At 64.9% G+C, this 26,881-nt stretch carries 24 protein-coding genes; 4 read left to right on the top strand and 20 right to left on the bottom strand.

Features of this window, described 5'->3' with window-relative positions; all coding sequences use genetic code 11:
• Positions 1-43: 43 nt before the first annotated feature.
• From ABZO33_RS11155 to rpoE, 4 genes are all read right to left on the bottom strand, one after another.
• Entirely contained in the window at positions 44-1,450 is a 1,407-nt protein-coding gene (locus tag ABZO33_RS11155) for a DegQ family serine endoprotease (protein ID WP_414536341.1), read from the bottom strand.
• 201 nt (positions 1,451-1,651) lie between these two features.
• A complete protein-coding gene (locus ABZO33_RS11150; protein ID WP_414536069.1) occupies positions 1,652-2,617 on the bottom strand; it encodes a MucB/RseB C-terminal domain-containing protein in 966 nt (321 codons plus the stop codon).
• Between the two features lie 12 nt (positions 2,618-2,629).
• On the bottom strand, positions 2,630-3,220 hold the full coding sequence (locus ABZO33_RS11145; protein ID WP_401104423.1) for a sigma-E factor negative regulatory protein: 591 nt from the start codon (positions 3,218-3,220) through the stop codon (positions 2,630-2,632).
• Between the two features lie 31 nt (positions 3,221-3,251).
• Positions 3,252-3,833, bottom strand: coding sequence for an RNA polymerase sigma factor RpoE (rpoE, locus tag ABZO33_RS11140; RefSeq protein WP_010220971.1), 582 nt, complete (start codon positions 3,831-3,833; stop codon positions 3,252-3,254).
• A 436-nt stretch (positions 3,834-4,269) separates the two neighbouring features.
• Between rpoE and nadB the strand changes: the two genes are divergently transcribed.
• A complete protein-coding gene (gene nadB / locus ABZO33_RS11135) occupies positions 4,270-5,883 on the top strand; it encodes an L-aspartate oxidase (protein WP_414536068.1) in 1,614 nt (537 codons plus the stop codon).
• Positions 5,884-5,989: 106 nt separating this feature from the next.
• Here the strand turns inward: nadB and ABZO33_RS11130 are convergent, their stop codons facing one another.
• Positions 5,990-6,952, bottom strand: coding sequence for an NAD(P)H-quinone oxidoreductase (locus ABZO33_RS11130; protein ID WP_414536067.1), 963 nt, complete (start codon positions 6,950-6,952; stop codon positions 5,990-5,992).
• A gap of 144 nt (positions 6,953-7,096) precedes the next feature.
• Between ABZO33_RS11130 and ABZO33_RS11125 the strand changes: the two genes are divergently transcribed.
• Both ABZO33_RS11125 and ABZO33_RS11120 read left to right on the top strand, forming a co-directional pair.
• Positions 7,097-9,178: a carboxy terminal-processing peptidase gene (locus ABZO33_RS11125; protein ID WP_031314804.1), complete on the top strand. Its 2,082-nt coding sequence runs from the start codon at positions 7,097-7,099 to the stop codon at positions 9,176-9,178.
• 108 nt (positions 9,179-9,286) lie between these two features.
• Entirely contained in the window at positions 9,287-11,044 is a 1,758-nt protein-coding gene (locus tag ABZO33_RS11120; RefSeq protein ID WP_414536066.1) for a bifunctional diguanylate cyclase/phosphodiesterase, read from the top strand.
• Positions 11,045-11,097: 53 nt separating this feature from the next.
• Here the strand turns inward: ABZO33_RS11120 and ABZO33_RS11115 are convergent, their stop codons facing one another.
• The 12 genes from ABZO33_RS11115 to ABZO33_RS11060 form a co-directional block, all read right to left on the bottom strand.
• Positions 11,098-11,466 carry a hypothetical protein gene (locus tag ABZO33_RS11115; protein ID WP_023629774.1) on the bottom strand — a complete coding sequence of 123 codons (369 nt, stop codon included), beginning with the start codon at positions 11,464-11,466 and terminating at the stop codon, positions 11,098-11,100.
• Positions 11,463-11,807, bottom strand: coding sequence for a helix-turn-helix domain-containing protein (locus tag ABZO33_RS11110; RefSeq protein WP_414536065.1), 345 nt, complete (start codon positions 11,805-11,807; stop codon positions 11,463-11,465). The genes ABZO33_RS11115 and ABZO33_RS11110 overlap by 4 nt, the downstream gene beginning before the upstream one ends.
• A 90-nt stretch (positions 11,808-11,897) precedes the next feature.
• The gene (locus ABZO33_RS11105) at positions 11,898-12,338 is read right to left on the bottom strand and encodes a YkvA family protein (RefSeq protein ID WP_367856915.1); all 441 of its coding nucleotides are present in this window, start codon (positions 12,336-12,338) and stop codon (positions 11,898-11,900) included.
• 281 nt (positions 12,339-12,619) lie between these two features.
• On the bottom strand, positions 12,620-13,342 hold the full coding sequence (locus tag ABZO33_RS11100; protein WP_414536064.1) for an FKBP-type peptidyl-prolyl cis-trans isomerase: 723 nt from the start codon (positions 13,340-13,342) through the stop codon (positions 12,620-12,622).
• Between the two features lie 301 nt (positions 13,343-13,643).
• Positions 13,644-14,648, bottom strand: coding sequence for a response regulator (locus tag ABZO33_RS11095; protein ID WP_046856850.1), 1,005 nt, complete (start codon positions 14,646-14,648; stop codon positions 13,644-13,646).
• A gap of 51 nt (positions 14,649-14,699) precedes the next feature.
• Positions 14,700-15,713: a chemotaxis response regulator protein-glutamate methylesterase gene (locus tag ABZO33_RS11090; RefSeq protein ID WP_414536063.1), complete on the bottom strand. Its 1,014-nt coding sequence runs from the start codon at positions 15,711-15,713 to the stop codon at positions 14,700-14,702.
• The gene (locus ABZO33_RS11085) at positions 15,710-18,010 is read right to left on the bottom strand and encodes a hybrid sensor histidine kinase/response regulator (RefSeq protein WP_414536062.1); all 2,301 of its coding nucleotides are present in this window, start codon (positions 18,008-18,010) and stop codon (positions 15,710-15,712) included. Before ABZO33_RS11085 ends, ABZO33_RS11090 begins: the two co-directional genes overlap by 4 nt.
• On the bottom strand, positions 18,007-18,672 hold the full coding sequence (locus tag ABZO33_RS11080; RefSeq protein ID WP_414536061.1) for a chemotaxis protein CheW: 666 nt from the start codon (positions 18,670-18,672) through the stop codon (positions 18,007-18,009). Before ABZO33_RS11080 ends, ABZO33_RS11085 begins: the two co-directional genes overlap by 4 nt.
• Positions 18,669-19,916 carry a CheR family methyltransferase gene (locus ABZO33_RS11075; protein WP_414536060.1) on the bottom strand — a complete coding sequence of 416 codons (1,248 nt, stop codon included), beginning with the start codon at positions 19,914-19,916 and terminating at the stop codon, positions 18,669-18,671. The genes ABZO33_RS11080 and ABZO33_RS11075 overlap by 4 nt, the downstream gene beginning before the upstream one ends.
• Positions 19,913-20,434, bottom strand: a complete 522-nt coding sequence (locus tag ABZO33_RS11070) for a chemotaxis protein CheW (protein WP_414536059.1) — start codon at positions 20,432-20,434, stop codon at positions 19,913-19,915. The genes ABZO33_RS11075 and ABZO33_RS11070 overlap by 4 nt, the downstream gene beginning before the upstream one ends.
• Before the next feature lie 5 nt (positions 20,435-20,439).
• A complete protein-coding gene (locus ABZO33_RS11065; RefSeq protein ID WP_414536058.1) occupies positions 20,440-22,062 on the bottom strand; it encodes a methyl-accepting chemotaxis protein in 1,623 nt (540 codons plus the stop codon).
• A gap of 128 nt (positions 22,063-22,190) precedes the next feature.
• Positions 22,191-22,874, bottom strand: a complete 684-nt coding sequence (locus ABZO33_RS11060) for a tellurite resistance TerB family protein (protein ID WP_414536057.1) — start codon at positions 22,872-22,874, stop codon at positions 22,191-22,193.
• Positions 22,875-23,055: 181 nt separating this feature from the next.
• Between ABZO33_RS11060 and ABZO33_RS11055 the strand changes: the two genes are divergently transcribed.
• Positions 23,056-24,480, top strand: coding sequence for a gamma-aminobutyraldehyde dehydrogenase (locus ABZO33_RS11055; RefSeq protein WP_414536056.1), 1,425 nt, complete (start codon positions 23,056-23,058; stop codon positions 24,478-24,480).
• Between the two features lie 84 nt (positions 24,481-24,564).
• Here the strand turns inward: ABZO33_RS11055 and ABZO33_RS11050 are convergent, their stop codons facing one another.
• The 3 genes from ABZO33_RS11050 to ABZO33_RS11040 all read right to left on the bottom strand — a co-directional run bounded on the left by ABZO33_RS11050 (position 24,565) and on the right by ABZO33_RS11040 (position 26,763).
• The gene (locus tag ABZO33_RS11050) at positions 24,565-25,671 is read right to left on the bottom strand and encodes an NADH:flavin oxidoreductase/NADH oxidase (protein WP_414536055.1); all 1,107 of its coding nucleotides are present in this window, start codon (positions 25,669-25,671) and stop codon (positions 24,565-24,567) included.
• 79 nt (positions 25,672-25,750) lie between these two features.
• Entirely contained in the window at positions 25,751-26,563 is an 813-nt protein-coding gene (map, locus tag ABZO33_RS11045; RefSeq protein WP_414536054.1) for a type I methionyl aminopeptidase, read from the bottom strand.
• Positions 26,560-26,763, bottom strand: a complete 204-nt coding sequence (locus tag ABZO33_RS11040) for a ParD-like family protein (protein ID WP_046856862.1) — start codon at positions 26,761-26,763, stop codon at positions 26,560-26,562. Before ABZO33_RS11040 ends, map begins: the two co-directional genes overlap by 4 nt.
• Positions 26,764-26,881 lie beyond the last annotated feature (118 nt).

Here is a 26,881-nt window from a genome sequence, read left to right as displayed (position 1 = left end):
AAAAGGGCAGCCGAAGCTGCCCTTTTCCTACCGTTCATCCAGCTTATTCAGCCAGCTTGAAGGTGATGAAGCTGGCACGCCCCTGGCGCAGCACGCGCATGGACACCGAACGGTTCTTCGGCAGGTCCTTGGCAATTTCGGTGAACTGCTTGGCCGAGGCGATAGCCTGATTGTTCAGGTGGCTGATCACGTCGCCTGGACGCAGGCCGATCATGGCTGCCGGGCCATCCTGGACTTCCTTGATGACCACGCCACCCTTGAGCTCCAGCGATTTCTTCTGCTCGGCGGTCAGGTCGGACACGGATACGCCCAAACGGTTGCTGCTGCGCTCGGCGCTGCCATCGGCACCCGCACCCATGCCAATGTCGGCGTCATCCTCGGGCAATGCGCCGATGGTCACATCCAGGTTCTGGCGCTTGCCATTGCGGATGATCTCAAGCTTGGCTTTCTCGCCATCCTTCAGGCTGCCCACCAGGTGTGGCAGGTCGGCGGACATGACGATCGGCTGGCCATTCATGCTCAAGATCACGTCGCCCACCTGCAGGCCACCCTTGGCTGCCGGGCCGTTTTCCAGGACCTGGGCCACCAGGGCGCCGGCCGGCTTGTCCAGGCCGAACGACTCGGCCAGGTCCTTGTTGACCTCCTGGATCACCACGCCCAGCCAGCCGCGGCTGACCTTGCCGTCTTTCTTCAGCTGGTTCGACACATCGATCGCCACGTCGATCGGGATGGCGAACGACAGGCCCATGAAGCCGCCGGAACGGGTGAAGATCTGCGAGTTGATACCCACCACCTCGCCCTTCATGTTGAACAGCGGGCCACCGGAGTTGCCCGGGTTGATGGCCACGTCGGTCTGTATGAACGGCACGTAGGTATCGTTGGGCAGCGTGCGGCCCTTGGCGCTGACGATACCCTTGGTCACCGAGTGGTCGAAGCCGAACGGCGAACCAATGGCCAACACCCATTCACCGACCTTGAGCTTTTCCGAATCGCCCAGTTTGACGGTCGGCAGGTTCTTGCCGTCGACCTTGAGCAAGGCCACGTCGGTGCGTGGGTCGGTGCCTACCAGCTTGGCCTGCAGCTCGCTGCGGTCGGACAGGCGGACGATGATCTCGTCGGCGTCGGCTACCACGTGATTATTAGTCAGCACGTAGCCGTCATTGGAAATGATGAAGCCCGACCCCAGCGACTGCGCTTCACGCTGGCGATCACCGCGGGGCGAGCGCGGCTGCTGCGGCATGTTGCGTTCGAAGAACTCGCGGAACATCGGCGGCAGGCCTTCCAGGTCCGGCATCTGCCCGGCGGCGACGCGGCGGTCCGGCAGTTTCTGCTTGGTACTGATGTTGACCACCGCCGGCGAGGCCTGCTCGACCAGGGTGGTGAAGTCCGGCAGGGACTCCTCGGCCTGGGCGCTGAGCACCTGGCCGAGCATCAGCACGGCAGCGAACATCGATAGGTAGGTTTTCAAGCGTGGTATTGACATACGGCTCCCGTCACAACGAGCGTAGTTAGCAGTAAGGTTCCCGCAGACGCAGGAAAGGCCAGACTCCGAGAAGCCTGACCTATAGAAAATTTGCGGCAGGATTGCAAATGACAATGCCTTAATTTCATGTCAGCTCTGTGTAACAAGAGCTGTCAGGGCACTGCGCCGTCATTGACGCGCCTGGGCATCCTGGGCCCGCATCGACAAGGCGACACGCTCGGCAGTGCCCAGCGGAATCTCGCCGACCACCGTGACCATCACCTTGCCCTTGGGCGTGGTCAGACGCCGCGACACTGCGACGGTAGGGCCGAGCTGGGCACGGGTATCGATACCGGACTCGTTGCCGATCGGCTCGAGGAACACCGAAAAACGGGCCAGGCCATCGTCATACATCAGGCTGCTGACGGTACTCTTGCGCTCGGGGTCGCGGCGTACCGAGCTGTTGACCAGCTCGAAACCCGGCGGCAGCCAGTCGGAGCGCCATCCGGCAACGCTTTCGGAGGTGCCGGACGCAATCTGCTCGACTGGCCGGCAGGCAGCGCCGGCGCTGAGGTCGGCGTCGGTCGGCACGGCGTCGGTGTCCAGGCGAGTCATCTGGAAGCGCTCGAGCAACTGGCCCTTGTCGTTGAGCATCAACGAGCGCAGGGGCAGCCCCGTACGACGGTCAAGGTGCAGTTCGAAGGCGTAACGGTGCTGGTCACGCGGGGTGAGCGAGACAACCACGGCGTCGCGCCCGGCGACGCGTGACTTGCCTGCCACGCTCAGGTCATACCAGCTCATCAGTTTCAGAGGATCAAGCACCCGCGCGGCATTGTCCGGCGGGGCGCTCACGCTGCTGACCAGGTTGCCACTGACGCACTGCACCTTGCCGTCCACCCGCACGATTTCCTGGGCCGAGCCGTCGAGCTGCAACAGCCGCTCGCTGACCTTGCCATCCTGGACGCGATGCCAGATATCGTGGGATGAGAAGCTGCCGTTACGTTCGTAGACGAAGGAACCCTGGTAACTCTGCTGTTGCTCGGCCCTTGCCAGCTTGTTCAGCCACTCGCTCGCCTCGGGCGAGGAGTTGGCGGCCAGGGCCTGTACCGTCAGGCTGCTGCCAAGCAGCAGCGACAGGAGAGGTAGCGCGCGCATGATCCTCCTTACTTAGCGGTTTTCCAGGCTGGCGGCGCGGGCGTAAGGCAGCGCGGTTTCGTTGCCCTTCAGCGCGGACTCCTGGGCGTGCTGGCGCAGGTAGCCTGGCAGGCGTTGATCCCAACCGGCCTGGTTCTGCAGCACACCGTTGGCCATCGGCCCGGTCGGTTGCTCGTTGCCTTCACTATAGCCTGCCAATACGGCCGGGCCTTGCACCTGCGGCATGCTCAGGCCTTGCTGGGCTGGCTGCTGGGCGGCCAACTGGGCGCCGCTGATCTCGTCCTGGTTGTAGAAACGCACGCCAGCGAGCACGGCAACGGTCACCGAAGCGGCCACGGCCAAGCGGCCGATGCTGCGCCACGGGCCCTGCTTGACCTTGGCCGGCACGGCCTCGTCGGCCAGCGCCGCAGAAACCGCCGAGGCGATGTCCAGCTTGGGCAGCAGCAGCTCCTTGTGCATGGCTGCACGGGCTACCTGGTAACGCGACCAGGTGGCACGGGTTTCGGCATCGTCGACGGCGTTCAGCACGCGACGCAGTTCCAGTTCGTCCGCTTCGTTATCCATCACCGCGGACAGCGATTCCTGCAAAGCTTCACGACTCATGGCGGTTCCTCTCTTGGCTGTCGCCGCTGTCTCAGGTTTCCTGCAACAAAGGTTGCAGGGCTTTGTCTATGGCCTCCCGAGCGCGGAAAATTCGAGAGCGCACGGTACCCACCGGACATTGCATGACACTGGCAATGTCTTCGTAACTCAGTCCATCGAACTCGCGCAGGGTCAGCGCCGTACGCAAATCTTCCGGCAGTTGCTGGATGGTTCGATGGACAGTGCCTTCGATTTCATCCCGCAACAACGCGCGCTCTGGGGACTCGAGATCCTTGAGACCATGATCGCCGTCGTAAAACTCCGCATCCTCGGAGCTCACATCGCTGTCTGGTGGCCGTCTTCCACGGGATACCAGGTAGTTCTTCGCCGTGTTGATGGCGATGCGGTACAGCCAGGTATAGAACGCACTGTCACCGCGAAAATTCCCAAGCGCACGGTATGCCTTGATGAAGGCTTCCTGCGCCACGTCCTGCGCTTCATGGGTGTCGTGTACGAAACGCACGATCAACCCGAGAATCTTGTGCTGATACTTCAGCACCAACAGATCGAACGCTCGCCTGTCGCCACGCTGCACGCGCTCGACAAGCTGCTGATCCTCTTCCTGGGTTAGCATGAACACTCCTCAGTGGTCTCGAAGGAGCGTTGCAACAGCCATCGTTCAGGCTTGCAACCATAGACTCGGGCTTTTCGCAAAAGTTCTCCCCTCCAAGCAAGTTTCCTGCGGCCCTTGGTCGGCTCGCACGGAAGACGCAACGCGGTCACGGCCGGCTGCGTCGATAATCAGTTTTCGTTACGCAGGTGCCAGCCCGGAACAGGGCCGGCGCCTTGCGTCGCCGCATCAATCTGTGACGTAGGGGCAGCCTGTATAGGATTTCCAGGGGTATCGGAAAGTTCCCACAAAGATCGCCACCCACCCGCAAGTGCCATTGGAAATCAGGCGCCCGAGGCTGCTATAAAGGCACCCCGACCCGGTTTCACGATAGTTTCACAATGCCATCGGCGCCCGACTATTGTGCCGCGCCCTCTCCAAAGATTACTAGTGTCCCGACATGAGCCAACAATTCCAACATGATGTCCTGGTGATCGGTAGCGGTGCCGCCGGTCTCAGCCTGGCACTGAACCTTCCCGGCCATCTGCGCATTGCCGTGCTGAGCAAGGGTGACCTGGCCAACGGCTCGACCTTCTGGGCCCAGGGCGGTGTCGCCGCGGTGCTCGATGACACCGATACCGTGCAGTCGCATGTCGAGGACACGCTCAACGCCGGCGGTGGCCTGTGCCATGAAGACGCCGTGCGCTTCACCGTCGAGCACAGCCGCGAAGCCATCCAGTGGTTGATCGAGCAAGGCGTGCCCTTTACCCGCGACGAGCACTACAGCGTCGACGACGGCGGTTTCGAGTTCCACCTGACCCGCGAAGGCGGCCATAGCCACCGGCGCATCATCCATGCCGCCGACGCCACCGGCGCCGCGATCTTCACCACATTGCTGGAGCAGGCGCGCAAGCGGCCGAACATCCAGCTGCTGGAACAGCGCGTGGCCGTCGACCTGATCACCGAGCGGCGCCTGGGACTGGACGGAGATCGCTGCCTGGGCGCCTACGTCCTGAACCGCAACACCGGCGAGGTGGACACCTTCGGTGCCCGTTTCACCGTGCTGGCCACCGGCGGCGCGGCCAAGGTCTACCTGTATACCAGCAATCCCGACGGTGCTTGCGGCGACGGGATCGCCATGGCCTGGCGCGCCGGCTGCCGGGTGGCCAACCTGGAGTTCAACCAGTTCCACCCGACCTGCCTGTACCATCCGCAGGCCAAGAGTTTCCTGATCACCGAGGCCCTGCGCGGCGAGGGTGCGCTGCTGCGCCTGCCCAACGGCGAGCGCTTCATGCCGCGCTTCGACCCACGTGAAGAGCTGGCGCCACGGGATATCGTCGCCCGCGCCATCGACCACGAAATGAAGCGCCTCGGGGTCGACTGCGTCTACCTGGACATCAGCCACAAGCCGGCCGACTTCATCAAGAGCCATTTCCCGACGGTCTACGAACGCTGCCTGACCTACGGTATCGACATCACCCGCCAGCCGATCCCGGTGGTGCCTGCGGCCCATTACACCTGTGGCGGGGTAATGATCGACGAGCATGGCCACAGCGACGTGCCCGGCCTGTACGCCATCGGCGAAACCAGCTTCACCGGCCTGCATGGCGCCAACCGCATGGCCAGCAACTCGCTACTCGAATGCTTCGTCTACGGCCGCGCCGCCGCCGCCGACATCGAGGCGCGCCTGGACCAGGTCGCCATGCCCCGCGCCCTGCCCTGCTGGGATGCCAGCCAGGTCACCGATTCGGACGAGGACGTGATCATCGCGCACAACTGGGACGAACTGCGGCGCTTCATGTGGGACTATGTCGGCATCGTGCGCACCAGCAAGCGCCTGCAACGGGCCGAGCACCGGGTGCGCATGCTGCTGGACGAAATCGACGAGTTCTACAGCAACTACAAGGTCAGCCGTGACCTGATCGAGCTGCGCAACCTGGCGCAGGTGGCCGAACTGATGATCCGCTCGGCCATGCAACGCAAGGAAAGCCGGGGCCTGCATTACACCCTGGATTATCCAGGGATGCTGCCTGAGGCCAGGGACACGATCCTGGTGCCGCCGAACCACGAGTAAGGCCTGGACAGGCGTGGGAGCGCCGATGCGGCGATCCGACTTGCACCGCGAAGGGATAACAGCCTCTGTATCACCATCGCGGGGCAAGCCCGCTCCCAAAGCGCCATCAAACTAGTGCTGGATCGATCACCAGCACCAGCTTCCCGGAAACCTGGTTGCTTGCCAGCTCCGCATACGCAGCTTCGGCAAATTCGACCGGGTAGGTATCGACCAGCTGTGGCGACAGTCTCCCCTCGGCGAACAACGGCCACACCTGCTGGCGCAATTCGCGCAACAATTCGGCCTTGAACCCGTCATCACGGTTGCGCAGCGTGGAGCCAGTGATTTCCAGGCGCTTGCCCAACACCACCGCCAGGTCCAGCTCGACCTTGCGCCCACCCATCAGTCCAATGATCACCCAACGCCCGTCACGGGCCAGCAGCTGAAGGTTGAGCGGCGCATAGCTGGCGCCCACCGGGTCCAGGATCACATCGAATGGACCGAGCTGTTCAAGGTCATCGAGGTTGCCATTGCGCACCACGCCACCTGCGGCCCCCAGCGCCTCACAGTAGGCCAGGCGCTCCGGCGAGCCAACGCTGACCCACACCGGGCTGCCGAATGCCTTGCACAGCTGGATCGCCGCCGAGCCCACGCCACTGGCCCCGGCATGCACCAGTACCTTCTCGCCAGCCTTCAATGCCCCCAGCTGGAAGATGTTCAGCCAGGCCGTGGCATACACCTCGGGAATCGCAGCGGCCTCGTGCAGGCTCAGCCCTTCGGGCACCGGCAGCACATGACGGGCGTCGACCACCACCTCCTCGGCCATGCCGCCACCGGCGAGCAATGCACAGACCCGGTCGCCCACACGCCAATCGGCACCCGCCCCGACTTCCGCGACGACACCGGCGCATTCCAGGCCCATATAAGGGCTGGCACCAGGAGGCGGCGGGTACAGCCCCGCACGCTGCAGCAGGTCGGCGCGGTTCAGGCCCGCGGCGGCCACACGGATACGTACCTGCCCGGCATCGCAGGCCGGGCGCTCGGCCTCGACCCACGCCACATGTCCGTCAACGCCTTGCAATGCCTTCACAGTGCCTCCATAGTTGAATCATATGACCGAGCCTGGGCACGCCAAGTCCCAGGCTTTTTGCAGTATGCGTCCGGCTCCGATGGAACCGGCGAACGGATAAGACGGCCTACTATGCGTGATCAATTGCCTCCACGTCGAATCAGCATGAAGCATTTCCTCCCCAGCACCGCCCTCGCCCTCATGATCGGCCTGGGCAGCCTCACGCTCGGTGGCAATGCGGCCGCCGCCAACAAGTGGGACAGTCTGCAGCCAGACCGCGACGAAGTGGTCGCCAGCCTCAACATCGTCGAGCTGCTCAAGCGTCACCACTACAGCAAGCCGCCGCTGGACGACGCCCGTTCGGTCATCATCTATGACAGCTACATCAAGCTGCTCGACCCGTCACGCAGCTACTTCACCGCGGCCGACATCGCCGAATTCGACAAATGGAAGACCCAGTTCGACGACTTCCTGAAAAGCGGCAACCTCGAGCCGGGCTTCACCATCTACAAGCGCTACCTGGACCGCGTGAAATCGCGCCTGGACTTCGCCCTGGCGGAGCTCGCCAAGGGTGCCGACAAGATCGACTTCACGGTGAAGGAAGACCTGCTGGTCGACCGCAAGGATGCCCCGTGGATGAAGAACCAGGCCGAGCTCGACGACCTGTGGCGCAAGCGCGTCAAGGACGAAGTGCTGCGTCAGAAGATCGCCGGCAAGGATCCCAAGCAGATCCAGGAAACCCTGACCAAGCGCTACAAGAACCAGCTGGCGCGCCTGGACCAGACCCGCGCGGAAGACATCTTCCAGGCCTACATCAACACCTTCGCCCAGTCCTACGACCCGCATACCAACTACCTGTCGCCGGACAACGCCGAGAACTTCGACATCAACATGAGCCTGTCGCTCGAAGGCATCGGCGCGGTGCTTCAGAGCGACAACGACCAGGTCAAGATCGTCCGCCTGGTGCCGGCCGGCCCTGCCGCCAAGACCAAGCAGGTGGCGCCGGCCGACAAGATCATCGGCGTGGCCCAGGGCAACAAGGAAATGGTCGACGTGGTCGGCTGGCGCCTTGACGAAGTGGTCAAGCTGATCCGCGGCCCGAAAGGCTCGGTGGTACGCCTGGAGGTCATCCCGGCCAGCAATGCGCCGAACGACCAGACCAGCAAGATCGTCTCGATCACCCGCGAAGCGGTCAAGCTCGAGGAGCAGGCGGCGAAGAAGTCGGTGCTCAAGCTCAAGCAGGATGGCCGCGACTACAAGCTCGGCATCATCGAGATCCCGGCCTTCTATCTGGACTTCAAGGCCTACCGCGCTGGCGATCCGGATTACAAGAGCACCACCCGCGACGTGAAGAAGCTGCTCACCGAGCTGCAGAAAGAGAAAGTCGACGGCGTGGTCATCGACCTACGCAACAACGGTGGCGGCTCGCTGCAGGAAGCCACCGAGCTGACCAGCCTGTTCATCGAGAAGGGCCCGACCGTGTTGGTGCGCAACAGCGACGGGCGCGTCGACGTGCTCGAGGACGAGAACCCCGGCGCCTTCTACAAAGGCCCGCTGGCCCTGCTGGTCAACCGCCTGTCGGCGTCCGCCTCGGAGATTTTCGCCGGAGCCATGCAGGACTACCACCGTGCGTTGATCATCGGTGGCCAGACCTTCGGCAAAGGCACCGTGCAGACCATCCAGCCGCTCAACCATGGCGAACTCAAGCTGACGCTGGCCAAGTTCTACCGGGTCTCCGGGCAGAGCACCCAGCACCAGGGCGTGCTGCCGGACATCGCCTACCCGTCGATCATCGACACCAAGGAAATCGGTGAAAGCGCGCTGCCTGAAGCCATGCCGTGGGACACCATCCGTCCAGTGGTCAAGCCTGCCTCCGATCCGTTCAAGCCGTTCCTGACCCAGCTCAAGGCGCAGCATGAGGCGCGCAGCGACAAGGATGCCGAGTTCGTCTACATCCGTGACCGCCTGGCACTGACCCAGAAGCTGATGAACGAGAAGACCGTCAGCCTCAACGAGCAGCAACGTCGCGCCCGTCACGACGAGATCGAAGCCAAGCAGCTGGCGCTGGAGAACATCCGGCGCAAGGCCAAGGGCGAAGAGCCGCTCAAGGAACTCAAGAAAGAGGACGAGGACGCCCTGCCTGCCGAGCCGGACGACACCAAACCCGAGGACGATGCCTACCTGTCCGAGACCGGTCGCATCCTGCTCGACTACCTGAGCCTCAGCACCTCGGTGGCCAAGCACTGAAGTGATGGCAAAATAATGTGAGCTGTCATCAAACAGTCACCGGACTGTCGTGAAATGGAAGGGCCGAACGTGCAAGCGTCCGGCCCTTTTCAATTCAGGAAGCAGTCCATGACCGTCACCGAACAGCTCAGCGCATTGAGTGCCATCCTGGCTCAACGCAGCATCCACTGTCTGTTCCAACCCATCGTCTGCCTCTCCGAACGGCGCATCCTCGGCTATGAGGCCCTGAGCCGTGGCCCCTCCAACAGCCCTTTGCACTCGCCCCTGAACCTGTTCGCCATCGCCCGTCAGGCCGGCCGCCTGGGTGAACTGGAGGTGCTGTGCCGGGAAACCGCCTGCCGACGCTTCAGCGAGCTGAACCTTGCGGGCCAGCTGTTTCTCAACGTCTCGCCCGAGTCCCTGGTGGAACCCAACTACCCTTCCGGGCGCACCCTGCAGATGCTCGAACAGGTCGGTCTGGCCCCCAGCCGAGTGGTCATCGAGCTGACCGAGCAGACGCCCACCGAAGACTTCCAGCTGCTGTACAACGCCCTGCACCACTACCGCGACATGGGTTTTTCCATCGCCCTGGATGACCTGGGTGCCGGTTACTCGAGCCTGCGCCTGTGGTCGGAACTGCGCCCGGACTATGTGAAGATCGACCGCCATTTCATCGATGGTATCCACCAGGACCCGCTCAAGCGTGAGTTCGTCGGTTCGATCCTGCAGATCGCACGCGCTTCCCGCGCTCAAGTAATCGCCGAAGGCATCGAACTGGCCGAGGAACTGGCCATACTGGGCGACATGGGCGTGGATCTGGTCCAGGGCTACCTGCTGGGGCGCCCCCAGGAGTTTCCCCCAGGTGACAGCCTCGGCCTGCTGCCCCCGGCGCCGGATACCGCCGTGGCGCTGGACGAAGACAGCAGCGATCTCAGCGCCCTGCTCATCCTGCAACCCTCGGTCACGCGCGATACCCCCATCCAGCAGGTGCTCGAGGCGTTCCACCGCCAGGCCAACCTCAATTCGCTCGCGGTGCTGGATGAGCGTGGCAAACCCTGTGGCATCGTCCACCGCCATTCACTTGCCGACGCCCTGCTCAAGCCATTTGGCACCGACCTGTTCGCCCGCAAGCCGATCAGCCGCTTGATGAGCCAGGACTTTCTCGCCGTCGAGCGCAGCCAGTCGCTGCAGCAGGTCAGCCGGCTGCTTACCAGCCGCGCGCGCCAGCGTATCGAGGAAGATTTCATCATCACCCAGAGTGGGCGTTACCTGGGCCTGGGGCGAGTGATCGACGTGCTCAAGCTGATCACCGAACAGAAGATCCAGCAGGCCAGGCACGCCAACCCACTCACCTTGCTGCCCGGCAACGTGCCGATCCAGCAGTGCCTGGCGCGGCTGCTGCTGCAACGGCGCGAGGCCGCCGTATGCTACGTGGACATCGACAACTTCAAACCCTTCAACGATATCTCTGGCTATGCCCGTGGCGACGAAGTGCTGTTGTGCCTGGCGCAGTGCCTGAGCGACTGCGTCGACCCAAGCAGGGATTTCGTCGGCCATATCGGTGGGGATGATTTCATGCTGGTACTGGGATCGGCAGACTGGCGAGCACGGCTTGAACTGCTGCTGGAGGCCTTCGTCCGGCAATGTCGACGCTTCTATCGCGGTGAACACCTGGAGGCCGGGTGCTTTATCGCCCACAACCGTCAGGGTCAACGGGAAACCTTCGAATTGCTGTCGCTGTCGATCGGGGTGGTCTGGCTCGCGCCTGGAAGCTGCGCAGGGCTGGATGCCGGCCAGCTGGCCGAGCTCGCCTCACAGGCGAAAAGAAAGGCCAAGGAAACCGGCGGGGCGAGCCTGAGCCTGATCGATACGACGGTACTGGAGTAAACCCTGGCAGCCCCGGCAACCGCTACCGCGCCAGGTAGCCATCTCCCCCGCTTTCAGGCCTCTTCCGGGTAGCGGTACTCGAACACCCGCACCACTTCCGAGGCATGCCAGGACGCCGCCTCCATGCCGTCCACCGGCCCGGAAAACCGCCCCAGGCGCTCGACACACTCGAAGAACCCGGTGCGTGGCAGGCGGCTGGCGCCTTGGCTGATCACCAGCGAACTGCGCAACGGCTGCTCGGCGCGGGCGTCGAGCACCGCCAGGTACTCAAGGGCCGCAGTCAAGGTCTGCATGGCCGGGCTGGGCAATTGCAAACGCTCGAGCAGTGCCCGGTAGGTCAGCAGATGGCGTTGCCGGCGGGCCAGGTCGAGCTCGCTCAGCAGGCCCTGCCATTGCTGACGGCTGATCCTGACCTGGCTCATGACGGCTCGCTCCAGCCGGCCACGCCCAGGTGCCACGCCAGGCTGCGCAGAATGGCCGCGTCGGGGCGGCGCTCCCCGGACTCGATCATGGCCAGGTATGCCGGGCTGATGCCGACGCTGCGGGCCAGCTGCTCCGGCGCCAGCCCCTTGGCCTGACGCAACGACGCCAGCTCATCCAGTGAGGACAGGCTGGCGCTTGCTTGAGTGCTGGCAACATTGCTGTCGGTGACGGGTGCGCTGGCCGGTGCCTGGCCTGCGGCGGCAAGCAACGCCTGATACTGCTCCCAGGGAACCACTGCGTACTCGGGCTGACCGTCCCGGCTGATGACCTGAATACCCATACAACCCCCTTGACGTTGGATTACGGCATGTAATCCGTAGGCATAACCCTTATGCCAATTATATTACCAACCTCGGGGGTCTGTGCGGAATCAGCTGCCAGGCCTTTCCAGGCGCAGCGCTTCGGGGGTATCCGGCAGCCGTTCGACCACGCGCAGCCGCTCCGGCGCCTGGCTGTCACGCCAGGCCTTGAAGCGGCCCAGCTCATCAGCCACGGTCTTGAGCACCCAGCCAAGCACGGCGATGTCATCGAGCAGGCCGACACCCAGCAGCCAGTCGGGGATGGCATCCAGTGGGCTGACGAAGTAGAGCAGCCCGGCGACGATGGTCACCAGTGCCTTGGGGCTGACAGCGCGGTACTCGCCACGCCACCAGGCCAGGCAAAGCGCCTGCATCAGGCGCAGGTCCTCGCGTAGCTGCCCCAGCCTCGGCCCTTTGCGGGCCACTGCGAACAGCAATGCCGGCAGCCGGCCGCGGCTGAGCAAGCGTTCGGCAAGGGGCAGGAAGCGGGCGAAATTCCAGGGTGCGCTCATGGGGCCTCCAGGGGAGCCGGAGGTTATCCACATTTATTGTGGATAACCTTGTGAACAGGGCGGCATTGACGCCGCGTGGTGCCCAGCGGGCAAGGGCCGGGTACGAATCGGGCGTTTTTTACACAACCGTTTCAACCGCGCAAACGTTTTGCGACAAAGGCACCTGTTTTCAGGCCGGACACTGCTTGCGACAGTGAATGACGCCAACGGTTCGCGTCAAGCACTGCTGAAAACGACGACGCCCCGTCGAAACGGGGCGTCTTCATGCAACACGACGGCTGTTACTTGGCCGGTGCGTCGCCAGCCTTGGCCGGGTCTTTGATGGCCAGCAGCTCCAGGTCGAACACCAGGACCGAGTTGGCCGGAATCAGCGGGCTCGGGCTCTGGGCGCCGTAGGCCAGTTCGGCCGGGATGTACAGCTTGTACTTCTCGCCGACATGCATCAGTTGCAGGCCTTCGACCCAACCCGGGATGACGCCGCTGACCGGCAGGTCGATCGGGCTGCCGCGCTCGACGGAGCTGTCGAATACCTTGCCGTCGGTCAGCTTGCCCTCGTAGTGGACGGTGACGACGTCGGTCGGCTTGGGTTGCGGGCCATCGGCCTTCTTCACCACTTCATACTGCAGGCCCGAGGCGGTGGTGATCACGCCAGGTTTCTTGCCGTTTTCCTCGAGGAACTTCTTGCCGGCGGCGGCTGCTTCCTCGCTGGCCTTGGTCAGGCGTTCTTCGGCGCGCTTCTGCAAGGCGGTGAAGGCTTCGACCAGCTCTTCGTCCTTGATGCGCTGTTCCTTCTTGCCAACAGCGTCCTCGATGCCTTGGGCGACGGCTTTCGAGTCGAGGTCGTCCATGCCTTCCTGGGCCAGGCTCTTGCCCATGTTCAGGCCGATACCGTAGGAGGCCTTCTGTGCTGGGGTCTTCAGCTCGACGCTGCTGGTCTGGGCGTCGCAACCGGCGAGGACCAGGCCTACCAGGGCAACCGCGGCCGCCAAACGATGCTGTTTCATGTAATTTCCTTGTTCATGCGCCATGAGGGCAATCAGGGTAAAGCCGCGAGCTTAGCAGGCGGCCGCGACCAATGGCTACCGGCATAAGAGCGGGTTGGGGGCTGGAAGTTCCTGGGTGAAAGGTTGTTCATGGTCGCGGATGCAGCCTTTGGCCAGTATTCACGCTGTTTCATGAGTCGTAGCACCCTTCTGAGGGTGAGGCTCGAGCCTTGCAATTGCTGTTGCGGCCTCTCGCCGGCAAGGCGGCTCCCACAGGGTCAATGCCAAATCTGAAAGCACCGCTGCCCCTGCAGGAACCGACTCAGGCGATCCCGACCTGATTACGCCCGCTGTTCTTGGCCAAGTACAGTCCCTTGTCCGCCGCCGAGATCAGCTGCCGGCAATGGCTGCCGACGCTCGGAGTCAGGGTCGCCAGGCCGATGCTCACGGTCAGGTGCGACGCCGCCTCGGGCACGGTATGGGCGATCTTCAGGCCCATGATGGTCTGGCGCAGCTTCTCGGCCACCAGGCGCGCACCGCCGGGCGAAGTGTTGGGCAGCACCAGGGCGAACTCCTCGCCGCCATAACGCGCCGGCAGGTCGGTGGGGCGCGAACAGCAGCCACGGATGGCCTCGGCCACCTGGCGCAGGGCCTCGTCACCGGCCAAGTGGCCGAAACTGTCGTTGAACGCCTTGAAATAGTCGACATCGATCATCAGCAGCGACAACTGCTGCTGCTCGCGAATCGCCCGGCGCCATTCCAGCTCCAGGTATTCGTCGAAGTGACGGCGGTTGGACAACCCGGTCAGGCCGTCCGAGTTCATCAGCCGCTGCAGCATCAGGTTGGTGTCGAGCAACTGCTGCTGGCTCACGCGTAGCGCGCGGTAGGCCTCGTCGCGCTGCAACAGGGTGAGGTAGGAGCGCGAGTGGTAGCGGATACGCGCCACCAGCTCGATGGTGTCCGGCAACTTGACCAGGTAGTCGTTGGCCCCGGCGGCGAAGGCCGCGCTCTTGACCAGCGGGTCCTCCTTGGTCGACAGGACGATGATCGGAATGTCCTGGGTGGCCGGGTTGTTGCGGTATTCGCGCACCAGGGTCAGGCCATCGAGGCCCGGCATGATCAGGTCCTGGAGGATCACCGTGGGCTTGATGCGCATGGCCTGGGCCACCGCCTGGTGCGGGTCGGCGCAGAAGTGGAAGTCGATGTTCTCTTCGTGGGCGAGGCCACGGCGCACCGCTTCGCCGATCATGGCCTGATCGTCGACCAGCAGGACCATCGCCGCACTTTCGTTGATGGTCGTGAAACCTTCGATCGGTAGATCATTCATGCGTAATCACCCGTCCACTGCCGGCCACGCGGCGCGACTCAATACATATCGTCATTTCGGAAAGATTTCCATCAGTCGTCCGGCGATTCGCTCCAGCGGACGTATTTCCACCGCCGCGTCGATCGCCGCGGCGGCCTTGGGCATGCCGTACACCGCGCTGCTCTGCTGGTCCTGGGCGATGGTCAGGAAGCCCTGCTGGCGCATCAGTTTCAGGCCTTGGGCGCCGTCGCGGCCCATGCCGGTGAGCAGCACGCCCACCGCATCGCCGGACCAGCAACGCGCCACGCTCTCGAAGAACACATCGATCGAGGGCCGGTAGATTTCGTTGACGGGCTCGGCAGTGTAGGCCAGCTCGCCATTCTTAAGGAGGCGGATATGGTGGTTGGTGCCGGCCAGCAGCACCTGTCCCGGCTGCGGCGGCTCACCCTCGCGGGCCAGGCGCACCGGCAGGCCGGAGGCGCTGCTGAGCCACTCGGCCATGCCGGCGGCGAATACCTGGTCAACATGCTGGACCAGCACGATGGCCGCCGGAAAACTGCGCGGCAGCCCCTTGAGCAGTACCTCCAGGGCGGCCGGCCCACCCGCGGACGAGCCGATGGCCACCAGTGCGCGGCGCTGCGAGGCCTCGCGCAGCGGCGCGCTAACCGCCCGAGGCGCACTGGGCCGCTGCTGGCCGATCAGCCAGCCGATATTGAGGATCTTGCGCAGCAGTGGCGCGGCCGCCTCGCGTGCATCGCCCGCGCCCAATGCCGGGGTGTCGACCACATCCAGGGCGCCATGGCCCATCGCCTCGAACACCCGGTGCACATTCTGCTTGCGGTCCACGGTGACGATGACGATGGCGCAGGGGGTTTCGGCCATGATGCGCCGGGTCGCTTCCACGCCGTCCATGACCGGCATGATCAGGTCCATGAGGATCAGGTCCGGCGTCTGCTCGGCGCACAGGCGCACCGCCTCGGCGCCGTTGCCGGCGACCCAGATCACCTGGTGCGCGGGCTCGAATGCCAACGCCCGGCGCAGGGCCTCGACGGCCATGGGCATGTCGTTGACAATGGCGATTCTCATCCCTGGGCACCTCCGATCAGCTCCTCGACCGCATCCAGCAACGCATCGTCATGGAAGCTGGCCTTGGCCAAATAATAGTCGGCACCGGCATCCAGTCCACGACGCCGGTCTTCTTCGCGATCCTTGTAGGACACCACCATCACCGGCAGCGATTGCAGGCGGTTGTCGCGCCGTACCAGGGTGACCAACTCGATCCCGTCCATGCGCGGCATGTCGATGTCGGTGATCAACAGGTCGAAATCATCGCTGCGCAGCGCGTTCCAGCCGTCCATGCCGTCCACGGCCACCGCCACTTCGTAGCCGCGGTGGCCCAGCAGCTTGCGTTGCAGCTCGCGCACGGTGAGCGAGTCGTCGACCACCAGGATGCGCTTGCGCACCGCCCCCTTGGCGCCCCGCCCACCGCGCTCGATACGCTCCAGGCGGCCGGTGCTGAGCAACTTGTCCACCGAGCGCAGCAAGTCCTCGACATCGACGATCAGCACCACCGAACCGTCGTCGAGCAAGGCCCCGGCGGAGATGTCCTGGACTTTGCCCAGGCGCGGGTCCAGCGGCATCACCACCAGCACCCGCTCGCCGATCAGCCGCTCGACGGCCACCCCATAGAGCTGCTCGCGCTCGCGGATCACCACCACCCGCAGGCTCTGTTCGTCGCCCTGGGCCGCTGGCCGGTTGAGCAGCTGGCTGGCGGCCACCAGGCCGATGTGTCGCCCTTCGTGCCAGAAGTGCTGTCGCCCCTCGATCTGCACGATGGCCTCGGCCGCCACGTCGACGGTGCGTTCGATATGCGCCAGCGGGAAGGCGTAGGCCTCGCCGCCCACCTCGACGACCAGGCTGCGAACCACCGACAAGGTCAACGGCACTTCCACATGGAAGCAACATCCCTGGCCGGCCACCTGGGTCAACTCGATGGAGCCGCGCAGTTCACGGACCATGTGCTGCACCGCATCCAGGCCGACACCGCGCCCGGACACTTCGGTGACCGTGTCGCGCAGGCTGAACCCCGGCAGGAACAGGAATGTCAGCAGCTCGGCCTCGCTCATCTGCGCCACCGTCTCGGCCGGCGACAATGCGCGCTCGACGATACTCTCGCGCAAGCGCGTTAGATCGATGCCAGCCCCGTCGTCGGACAACTCCAGGATCAGCAGCCCGGCCTGGTGCGAGGCGCGCAGGCGCACGGTGCCCTCGCTCGGTTTGCCGGCCAGCAAGCGCTGCTCGGGCAGTTCGATGCCATGATCGACCGCATTGCGCAGCAGGTGTGTCAGCGGTGCCTCGAGCTTTTCCAGCACGTCACGGTCGACCTGGGTCTTCTCGCCCTCGATCAACAGACGCACCGGCTTGTCCAGCGAGCGCCCGAGGTCGCGGACCATCCGGCTCTGGCCGGTGAGCACATCGGCGAATGGGCGCATGCGGCAAGCCAGCGCCGTGTCGTACAGCAGTTGCGCGCGCTGGCTGGCCTGCCAACCGAACTCATCGAGATCGGCCGCCTGCTGCAAGAGGATCTGCTGTGTTTCAGCCAGCAACTGCTGGGTCTGGGCCAGCGCTTCCAGCACCTCCGGCCCCTGCCCGCTCTCTTCCAGCTGGGCCTTCAGGCCATCGAGGCCGCGCATGCCCTGGCCATGCATGCGCTTCAGGCGCTGCAGGGTGGCCAGGTAGGGTTTCAGCCGCTGGGTCTCGACCAGCGACTTGCTCGACAGGTCCAGCAGGCTGTTCAGGCGGTCGGCAGTCACCCGCAATACCCGCTCTCCCCCCTCGCCACCGCGCTTGCCGGCCTTGCGGGCAGGCACGGGCTCAGCGTCGGGTTCAGGCTCCGTCGGGGCCTGGAACGTTGGCTCGGGTTCCGGCCGCGCCGGCAAGGCAGCGGGCGGTGCGCTTGGAATGCCAGCCTGCGCGATCACCGGCACGGGCGTCGAAGGGTCGAGCAGCGCTGTCATCTGCGCCAGGAACACCGCCACGGCGGCGTCGCCACCCTGATCTCCAGGGGTCGCGATGCGCATCAACAGGTCAGTGCCCTGCAACAAGGCGTCGATATGCTCCGGGCGCAGCAGCAGGCGACCTTCCTGGGCGGCCACCAGGCAGTCTTCCATGACGTGGGCGACGCTGACCCCGGCATCGATACCGACAATCCGCGCCGCCCCTTTGAGCGAGTGCGCCGCACGCATGCAGGCCTCGAGTTGATCGGGTTGCGCAGGGTTGCGCTCCAGCGCCATCAGGCCGGCGCTGAGCACCTGGGTCTGGGCCTCGGCCTCCAGGCTGAACAGCTCGAGCAGCGACGCATCGCGCATTTGCTCCGGGGTCATGACAGGCTCCGCTTCACGGCTGACATCAGGTGTTGTTCATCCAGCACACGCACGCTGCGCCCCCGCCACTGCAACACCGCGGCGGTGAAGTGCGCCGCATCGCGGCCGTGGTCCTGGCCGGCAAGGTCAAGACGATGGATGCCGTCGATCTCGTCCACCGGCACCACCACCGGCCCGCCCTCGGCCGCCAGGATCAGCATGCGCGGCATGCTCCGCCCGGTGCGCTCCGCGCCCGCCTGCGTCGGCACGCCCAGCAGGTCGGCGAGCGACAGGCAAGGCACCAGCGCACCGCGCACATTGGCGACGCCCTGCAGCACCCGCGAGCGCTGGTGCGGCAACGAATGCACCGGTTGCGCCGGGGCGATCTCGGCCAGGCAGGCGGTGGCCAGGGCCAGCCACTCCTCGCCCAGGCGGAACAGCAGCATCGAGCGACCGACCGCGAACTCCTCCACGATGGTCGTTTCGACCTGCTCGTCCTGGACCAGCGCATAGCGGTCCAGCAGGCGCGTGGCCGCGTCGGCATACACCTCGCAATTGCGGCAGTGCACATGCCGCTCCAGCAACGGGCACTGCTTGTCGCCATGCACGCCGATGCGGTTCCAGCAATCGTCGATGGGCTGGTCGTCATTGGCGATCAGTTGCATGTGGTATCCGCCGCTCATCGTTCAGACTCCCTGCCGGCCCGGGCGGCGCGCTCCTGCAGGCGTCGGGCACCGGCCTCGTCCCCCTGCGCGGCCAGGAGCATGGCCAGGTGCATCAGTGCCTCGGGGTGCTGCGGCTCGAGGTAGAGCGCCTTGCGATAATGGGTGATGGCCTGCGCGGCATCGCCTTCGGTGTCACTGAGCAACCCCAGCCAGTAATAGACCTGCGCCTTGGGGGCGAACTGGCGCAGATAGCGTTCGCAGTCCGCTCTGGCCTGCAGGTTTTCACCGGCATTGGCCTGCCGGGCAATGAGAGCCAGCAACTGCGCTTCGTCTTGCGCCGCTACCGGCGCCGTTGGCACGGCGCTCGACCTGGCGACTCGGGGCGGCAGTGCCACGACACGTGGCGGCAACGGCGCAGCGACCGGCTGGCGCGCAACCGGCAACGGCTTGGCAGCAGGCGGTGGGGCATCATCCTGGCGCACATAGGCGAACGACTGGGCAATGCCCAGCGGGCGCATGCCCAGGCGCGCCAGCAGGCTGCCCTCGGCGGGGCCGATGAACAGCACGCCTTGGGCGTGGATCAGGCGCTTGAGCACCTCGAACACCCGCTGTTGGGTCGGAACATCGAAGTAGATCAGCAAGTTGCGACAAAACACGAAATCGTACAGTCCTTCACGCGCCTTGAGCGCCGGGTCGAGCACGTTGCCCGCCTGCAGGCTTACTTGCTGGCGCACCCGCTCATCCAGGCGATGGGTATCGCCGCTTGGGCTGAAGTGCCGCTCGCGAAAGGCCAACTCGCTGCCGCGGAAGGAGTTGCGTCCGTACAGCGCCTGCTCGCCCTTGGCCACCGAACTGGGGCTGATATCGATACCATCGACGCGGAAAGCGCCCGGGCTCAGGCCACCGTCGAGCAAGGCCATGGCAATCGAGTAGGGTTCCTCGCCCGTCGAGCACGGCAGGCTGAGGATGCGCAGTGGCCGTGCGCCGGCAAGTTCTGCCGCACGCTTGTGCGCCAGCCCCGCCAGCGCGGTGAAGGATTCTGGGTAACGGAAGAACCAGGTCTCCGGAACGATGACCGCCTCGATCAGGGCCTGCTGCTCATCGCTGGACTGCTGCAAACGCAGCCAGTAGTCGTCGAGGTCCGCGGCCTGCACGAGCGTGCAGCGCTGACGCAAGGCACGCTCGACCATCGCCGTGCCGACCGACTCCACATCCAGCCCGATACGTTCCTGCAGGAAACGGAAGAAACGTTGCTCGCTCATGCTGGCACCTGCCCGGGCTCGACGGGGTACAGCAACTCACGCACCGCGTCCGACAACAGGTCGTCAACCCGGATGCGCTGCAACAAACCGCGGGCGTCCTGGCGCACAGGCCCGAGGTAGCGCGCGTCGGCATTGTCCAGGCCGTATGGCTGGAATTCCTCGGGCGCACAGCGCAGCGTATCGGTGGCCTGCTCCAGGATAAGCCCCAGTTGCAGGTCAGGACGGCGCGGGTCGGCGCGGTAGTGCACCAGCACCATCCGCGTACTGCTGCGCGACTGTGCCGGCGCGCCGAAGCTCAGCGCCGACAGGTCGATCACCGGTACCAGCGCACCACGATGGGCGAGCACGCCGGCCACCCAGCCCGGCGCCTGGGCGATGGGCTTGAGGACACGGCACGGCAGCACCTCGATCACCTCACGCACGTCCAGGGCGAAGCGCTGGTCGGCGATGCGAAATTGCAGGTACAGCACGCCCTTGCCGGCTGATTCGCGATCCTCGCGAGGGGACGGTTGGTTCATCGTCGTCAGACTTTGAACCGCGAAACACCGCCACGCAGCCCGGCGGCTACCTGGCTCAGTTCGTCGATGGCGAAGCTGGCCTGGCGCAGCGATTCCACGGTCTGGGTACTGGCATCGCTAAGCTGGGCCAGTGCCTGGTTGATCTGCTCGGCGCCAGTGGCCTGGGCCTGCATGCCCTCGTTGACCATCAGCACCCGTGGCGCCAGCGCCTGCACCTGATGGATGATCTGGCTGAGCTGCTCGCCCACCTGCTGCACCTCGAACATGCCGCGGCGCACCTCCTCGGAGAACTTGTCCATGCCCATCACCCCGGCCGACACCGCCGACTGGATCTCGCGCACCATCTGCTCGATATCGTAGGTGGCCACGGCGGTCTGGTCGGCCAGGCGGCGTACTTCGGTGGCGACCACGGCGAAACCGCGACCGTACTCACCGGCCTTCTCCGCCTCGATGGCGGCGTTGAGCGACAGCAGGTTGGTCTGGTCGGCAACCTTGACGATGGTCACCACCATCTGCGTGATATTGCTGGCCTTCTCGTTGAGGATCGCCAGCTTGGCGTTGACCAGGTCGGCGGCGCCCATCACCTGGTGCATGGTCTCCTCCATGCGCGCCAGGCCCTGCTGGCCGGCACCGGCAAGGCTCGAGGCCTGGTCGGCCGACGAGGTGACTTCGGTCATGGTGCGTACCAGGTCACGCGAGGTCGCGGCGATTTCCCGCGAGGTGGCGCCGATCTCGGTGGTGGTGGCGGCTGTTTCGGTGGCGGTGGCCTGCTGCTGCTTGGAGGTGGCGGCGATCTCGGTGACCGAGGTGGTCACCTGCACCGACGAGCGTTGGGCCTGCGACACCAGGTTGGCCAGCGACTCGGCCATTTCGTTGAAGCCGCCCTCGATCGCGCCGAACTCATCCTTGCGGTCCAGGCTCAGGCGCATGCTCAGGTCGCCCGAACGCAGGCCGTCGAGGGCATGCACGATGCGCTGCATGGGGGCGGTGATCGCGCGCATCAGCAGCAGGCCGCAAACACCGGCGGCGACGATTGCCAGCAGCAGCGAAACGATCATGCTGCCCTTGGCGGTGGTCACGGCGCCGACGATCTCGTTGGTGGCGTTGTCGGCGGATTCGCGGTTGCGCTCGATGACTTCGTTCAGGTGCAAGCGCCCCTCACGCCAGGCTGGCGTCAGCACCTCGGCAATCAGCCGCTGGGCTTCGGGGTAGTTCTTCTGCCGGTAGGTTTCCAGGACCTGGTCGACGATCTTGACGTACGCCTCTTCCTGGCGGGTGAAGTCGTCGAAGGCGGCCTGGTCGGCAGGGTCGCGGATGGTGCCCTGGTAGCTGGCCATATGCTGCTTGAGGCGGTCGTCGAAACTCTTGAACAGTTCGGCATCGGCAGTGGTGAACTCGCGGTGGTTCGACAGGCCGACCAGTTGCTGGCTGGTGACGTAGCTGTCGACCCAGGCACTGCGGATCATCGAGCTGTAGTAGAGGCCGGGAATGCTGTCGGACCCTACCGCCTCCTCGCTGGACTCGATCGCCACCAGCCGCGAGTAGGCGGCCACGATCATCAGCAGCATGATGGCGATGATCACGGCGAAACTTGCCAGGATCCGTTGGCGCAAGGTCCAGTTCTTCACATTCAGCCCTCAGGAATTCGATACGAGCGGGAAAAATCGCCGAAGTATAGCCCAGGCTTCCTACGTATTTGCGGCTGAATGCTGCTGTATTCAGGCCTCCGTGCCCATTGCTATGGCCAACTGCAAGCTCATTGACCCGCAGCAAGCCTGACCTGGTTCTCCAACTCCAGGCGCAAGGCAGGGTCCAGACGTAGCTGGCGCGCCAGTTCGTCGAGGTAGGCGCGCTCCATGAAGTTCTCCTGGTCGACCATCATCACGCTGGCCAGGTACATCTCGGCGGCCATTTCCGGGGTCTGCGCGGCACGGGCCACTTCGGCCGGATCCAGCGGTTTGTTCAGTTCGGCGTGCAGCCAGTGCTGCAATTCGCGGTCGCTGTCCAGGCGAGTGAACTCGCCTTCGATCAAGGCCCGCTCACGGTCATCGATATGGCCGTCGGACTTGGCTGCCGCCACCAATGCCCGCAGCACCGCCTGGCTGTGCTGCTCGACCTGGGCCGGGGGCAGGCGGTCCAGCGTCTGCGGCTGCTGATCGCCGGCTCCCTGGCGAGCCTGCCAGTTGCCATAAGCCTTGTAGGCCAGCACCCCGAGCGCGGCCAGGCCGCCGTAGGTCAGCGCCTTGCCACCATATTTGCGAGCCTTCTTGTTGCCCAACAGCAAGCCCATGGCGCCGGCTGCCAGAGCACCGCCGCCAGCACCGGACAACAGGCTGCCAAGATTCCCCGAACCTTTGTCGCTGACACCCTTGCCCTGCTGGTTCTGCAGCAGGGATTGACCGGTTTTCAAAAGCTGATCGAGCAGACCACGCGTGTTCATCTGACAGACCTCGCAAACATTCACTGTTGGGAAGGCCCCAGAGTAGGTCGCCAAGCTGAAGCCTCGCTTAACGCATTTGCATCCGGATGTTGCTCCTCGGTTTGTTGGTGTGGCCAGTCGCTTCTAATCTGTAGCCTCACCGCGGCACAGTGCGCTCGAGGACCACAAGGAGAACCGCTCCATGCAAACCCGAATGCTGATCAACGGTCACCTGGTGAACGGTGAAGGCCCGGCCTGGACCGTGCTCGACCCGGCCAAGGGCAGCGCCCTGGCGCAGATCAACGAAGCCACCGAGACCCAGGTCGACATCGCCGTGCGCGCCGCCGACCAAGCCTTCCGGCACTGGTCGCAGAGCACGCCCAAGGAACGCGCCAGCGCTTTGCTGGCCATTGCCGAGGTCATCGAACGACACGCAGAGGAACTGGCCCGGCTGGAGTCGGACAACTGCGGCAAGCCCTATGCCGCAGCGCTCGGCGACGAGATCCCGGCCATTGCCGACGTGTTCCGCTACTTCGCCGGCGCCGCACGTTGCCTGGGTGGCCTGGCGGCGGGCGAGTACCTGCCCGGGCACACCTCGATGATCCGCCGCGACCCGCTGGGCGTGGTCGCCTCCATCGCGCCATGGAACTACCCGCTGATGATGCTGGCCTGGAAGATCGCCCCCGCGTTGGCTGCCGGCAACACCGTGGTCATCAAGCCATCAGAGCTGACCCCGCTGACGGCCCTGCGCCTTGGTGAGCTGGTCCGTGAGCTGCTGCCGGCCGGCGTGCTCAATATCCTTTTCGGCCGTGGCCAGACCGTCGGCAACCCATTGGTCACCCATGCCAAGGTGCGCATGGTGTCGCTGACCGGCTCCATCCCCACCGGCGCGCACATCATTGGCGCCACCGCCGACAGCGTTAAGCGCATGCACATGGAATTGGGCGGCAAGGCACCGGTGCTGGTGTTCGACGATGCCGACCTCGACGCCGCCATCGACGGCATCCGCACCTTCGGTTTCTACAACGCCGGGCAGGACTGCACCGCCGCCTGCCGGCTGTACGTGCAGGACGGCATCTATGAACGCTTCGTCGAACGCTTGGGCGCGGCGGTGGCGAGCATCAAGCCAGGCCCGCAGCAGGCGGCCGACACCGAACTCGGCCCGTTGATCAGCGCCCAGCATCGCGACAAGGTGGCCGGCCTGGTGAACCGTGCCATCGCGCAACCGCACATCCGCCTGGTTACCGGTGGCAAGGCACTGCCCGGCGATGGCTTCTTCTTCGCACCGACCGTGCTGGCCGATGCGCTGCAGGACGACGAAATCGTCCGCCACGAGGTGTTCGGCCCGGTGGTATCGGTCACCCGCTTCACCGATGAGGCCCAGGCGCTGGAATGGGCCAACGACTCCGAATATGGCCTGGCCTCGTCGGTATGGACCCGTGACAGCGGTCGCGCCCACCGCCTCGCCGCCCGGCTGCAATATGGCTGCACCTGGGTCAACACGCACTTCATGCTGGTCAGCGAGATGCCGCACGGCGGGCAGAAGCATTCCGGCTATGGCAAGGACATGTCGATGTACGGGCTGGAGGACTACACCTGTGTGCGCCATGTGATGTTCAAGCACTGAGGCACGACCAGCCGGTGGGGGTAGAACACCCACCGGTTTTTACTGCAACGCACTGCGACATCCGCCAGGCCGCCTGCGGCTGAGTCAGTCGCGCAGGTCCGATTCGTGGATCGGGTTGGCCCGGCTTGTCGCGCGTTGGTATTGCGCCGGCCAGGTCGCCTTGTTGCCGCCCAGGTCGTCGTCGGCGTGCAATGGCCAGTAAGGGTCGCGCAACAGTTCGCGGGCCAGGAAGATCACATCGGCCTGGCCGGTACGCAGGATATGCTCGGCCTGGGCCGGCTCGGTGATCATGCCGACGGTGCCGGTGGCGATCTCCGACTCCTTGCGCACCCGTTCGGCGAAACGGGTCTGGTAGCCGGGGCCGGTGGGGATCTCGGCATTGACCGAAGTTCCTCCCGACGACACGTCGATCAGGTCGACGCCCAAGGCGCGCAGACGGCGGGCCAGCTCCACGGTCTCGTCCGGGTTCCAGCCATCCTCGACCCAGTCGGTGGCCGACACCCGCACCAACAGCGGCAACTCCTGTGGCCAGGCCTGGCGCACCGCCTCAGTGACTTGCAGGGTCAGGCGGATACGGTTTTCAAAGCAGCTGCCGTACTCGTCGCGGCGCTGGTTGCTCAGCGGCGAGAGGAACTGGTGCAGCAGGTAGCCGTGGGCGGCGTGGATTTCGACCACCTTGAAGCCGGCCTTCAACGCCCGCTCGGTGGCGGCGACGAACGCGCCAACGACCTCCTGGATCTCGTCCTTGCTGAGTTCATGGGGGACTGTGTGCTCAGGGTCGAAGGCAATCCTGGACGGCCCTACCGGCTGCCAGCCGCCATCTTCGAGCTTGACGCTGCCGTGCTTGCCCAGCCACGGCCGGTGGGTGCTGGCCTTGCGTCCGGCGTGGGCCAGCTGGATGCCGGGGACGGCGCCCTGGGCGGTGATGAAGCGAGTGATACGCTGCAGCGCGGGAATCTGCTCGTCGTTCCACAGGCCAAGGTCTTCCGCAGTGATGCGCCCATCGGCGGTGACCGCGACCGCTTCACTGATCACCAGGCCGGCGCCACCGACAGCGCGGCTGCCCAGGTGCACCAGGTGCCAGTCATTGGCCAGGCCGTCGACGGCGGAGTACTGGCACATGGGGGAAACGGCGATACGGTTGGGCAGGGTCAGCTGACGCAGGGTGTAGGGTTCGAGCAGCAGGCTCATGGCGTACCTCCCAGGGTCTCCAATGGTTGCCGGGCCGGCATTTGTAGTGGAACGTGGGCCGGTACCGGTAGGTTTCAGCCTAGACCATGGCTCCGAGGGGCGTTCGCCCATCGTCCTGCGCCACGCGTTCCTCCTCGCGCAAGGTCAGCACCTCGACGCCGCTCTGCGTCACCGCCACGGTGTGCTCCCATTGCGCCGACAGGCTCCGGTCACGGGTAATCACCGTCCAGCCATCGCGCAAACCGCGGGTCCCGCGCCCTCCCTGGTTGATCATCGGCTCGATGGTGAACACCATCCCCGGTTGCAGCTTCATGCCTGTGCCACGTTGGCCGTAGTGCAGCACCTCCGGCGCCTCGTGCATCTGCGTGCCGATGCCATGCCCGCAATATTCGCGCACCACGCTGTAGCCGGCGGCCTCGGCGTGGGCCTGGATGGCGTGGCCGATGTCACCGAGGGTCGCACCGGGGCGCACCTGCTCGATGCCCTTCCACAGCGCGGCATAGGTGGTGTCCACCAGCCGCCGGGCCTCTTCGCCGACCTGGCCGATGCTGTACATCTTCGACGAATCGGCGATATAGCCGCCCTGCTCCAGGGTGATGTCGACGTTGACGATCGAGCCCTCCTTCAGCACCTCGTCGGCCTTGGGCATGCCATGGCAGACCACGTGGTCCACCGACGTGTTCAGGGCAAAGGGAAAACCATACTGGCCCTTGCTCGCCGGCCGTGCCTTGAGGGTCTGGACGATGAAGGCCTCAGCGCGGTCGTTGATCTGCATGGTGGTCACGCCGGGGCGGATGAAACCGTCGAGGTCGGCGAACACCCGCGCCAGCAACTGGCCGGCACGGCGCATCAGTTCGAGCTGGGCGGCGTCCTTGAGGATGACCTTGCTCATTGCAGCAGTTCCTTGAGATTGGCCTGCTCCTGGCGCAGCAACTGGCGCAGCAGTTCCTGATAGGTGGCCTGCGGGTGCAACTCGGCCAGCATGCCGATGCGGATCCAGTGCTCGGCCTGGGCGTTGATCGAGCGCGACAGCGCGGCGCTGGCCACGCGCAGGTCTTCGTGGAGGTCGTCGGCGATCTTGACGATGCCCATGTGCGGTTACCTGTATATGAAACGCATGCGAATCATATATCCATAAGTCGGCCGACGCCATCCGCTGGTGCACCGCTCCCCATATCAGTGCGCCCCCCATGCCGGGTGAATCCCCTCA

The sequence above is a fragment of the Pseudomonas sp. CAM1A genome, from assembly GCF_047501685.1.
Lineage (GTDB): Bacteria > Pseudomonadota > Gammaproteobacteria > Pseudomonadales > Pseudomonadaceae > Aquipseudomonas.
This window is presented reverse-complemented; position numbering and strand designations above follow the sequence as displayed.

What these genes read in the sequence shown, in the direction of transcription:
- ABZO33_RS11145 (WP_401104423.1), bottom strand. Translation starts at nt 3,220, where the DNA reads ATGAGTCGTGAAGCTTTGCAGGAATCGCTGTCCGCGGTGATGGATAAC.
- ABZO33_RS11080 (WP_414536061.1), bottom strand. Translation starts at nt 18,672, where the DNA reads ATGAGCGGCGGATACCACATGCAACTGATCGCCAATGACGACCAGCCC.
- ABZO33_RS11060 (WP_414536057.1), bottom strand. Translation starts at nt 22,874, where the DNA reads ATGAACACGCGTGGTCTGCTCGATCAGCTTTTGAAAACCGGTCAATCC.
- ABZO33_RS11070 (WP_414536059.1), bottom strand. Translation starts at nt 20,434, where the DNA reads ATGAACCAACCGTCCCCTCGCGAGGATCGCGAATCAGCCGGCAAGGGC.
- ABZO33_RS11040 (WP_046856862.1), bottom strand. Translation starts at nt 26,763, where the DNA reads ATGGGCATCGTCAAGATCGCCGACGACCTCCACGAAGACCTGCGCGTG.
- ABZO33_RS11120 (WP_414536066.1), top strand. Translation starts at nt 9,287, where the DNA reads ATGACCGTCACCGAACAGCTCAGCGCATTGAGTGCCATCCTGGCTCAA.
- ABZO33_RS11125 (WP_031314804.1), top strand. Translation starts at nt 7,097, where the DNA reads ATGAAGCATTTCCTCCCCAGCACCGCCCTCGCCCTCATGATCGGCCTG.
- ABZO33_RS11100 (WP_414536064.1), bottom strand. Translation starts at nt 13,342, where the DNA reads ATGAAACAGCATCGTTTGGCGGCCGCGGTTGCCCTGGTAGGCCTGGTC.
- ABZO33_RS11050 (WP_414536055.1), bottom strand. Translation starts at nt 25,671, where the DNA reads ATGAGCCTGCTGCTCGAACCCTACACCCTGCGTCAGCTGACCCTGCCC.
- ABZO33_RS11055 (WP_414536056.1), top strand. Translation starts at nt 23,056, where the DNA reads ATGCAAACCCGAATGCTGATCAACGGTCACCTGGTGAACGGTGAAGGC.
- rpoE (WP_010220971.1), bottom strand. Translation starts at nt 3,833, where the DNA reads ATGCTAACCCAGGAAGAGGATCAGCAGCTTGTCGAGCGCGTGCAGCGT.
- ABZO33_RS11110 (WP_414536065.1), bottom strand. Translation starts at nt 11,807, where the DNA reads ATGGGTATTCAGGTCATCAGCCGGGACGGTCAGCCCGAGTACGCAGTG.
- ABZO33_RS11150 (WP_414536069.1), bottom strand. Translation starts at nt 2,617, where the DNA reads ATGCGCGCGCTACCTCTCCTGTCGCTGCTGCTTGGCAGCAGCCTGACG.
- ABZO33_RS11155 (WP_414536341.1), bottom strand. Translation starts at nt 1,450, where the DNA reads ATGTTCGCTGCCGTGCTGATGCTCGGCCAGGTGCTCAGCGCCCAGGCC.
- ABZO33_RS11090 (WP_414536063.1), bottom strand. Translation starts at nt 15,713, where the DNA reads ATGAGAATCGCCATTGTCAACGACATGCCCATGGCCGTCGAGGCCCTG.
- ABZO33_RS11115 (WP_023629774.1), bottom strand. Translation starts at nt 11,466, where the DNA reads ATGAGCCAGGTCAGGATCAGCCGTCAGCAATGGCAGGGCCTGCTGAGC.
- ABZO33_RS11105 (WP_367856915.1), bottom strand. Translation starts at nt 12,338, where the DNA reads ATGAGCGCACCCTGGAATTTCGCCCGCTTCCTGCCCCTTGCCGAACGC.
- ABZO33_RS11075 (WP_414536060.1), bottom strand. Translation starts at nt 19,916, where the DNA reads ATGAGCGAGCAACGTTTCTTCCGTTTCCTGCAGGAACGTATCGGGCTG.
- ABZO33_RS11095 (WP_046856850.1), bottom strand. Translation starts at nt 14,648, where the DNA reads ATGAATGATCTACCGATCGAAGGTTTCACGACCATCAACGAAAGTGCG.
- nadB (WP_414536068.1), top strand. Translation starts at nt 4,270, where the DNA reads ATGAGCCAACAATTCCAACATGATGTCCTGGTGATCGGTAGCGGTGCC.
- map (WP_414536054.1), bottom strand. Translation starts at nt 26,563, where the DNA reads ATGAGCAAGGTCATCCTCAAGGACGCCGCCCAGCTCGAACTGATGCGC.
- ABZO33_RS11085 (WP_414536062.1), bottom strand. Translation starts at nt 18,010, where the DNA reads ATGACCCCGGAGCAAATGCGCGATGCGTCGCTGCTCGAGCTGTTCAGC.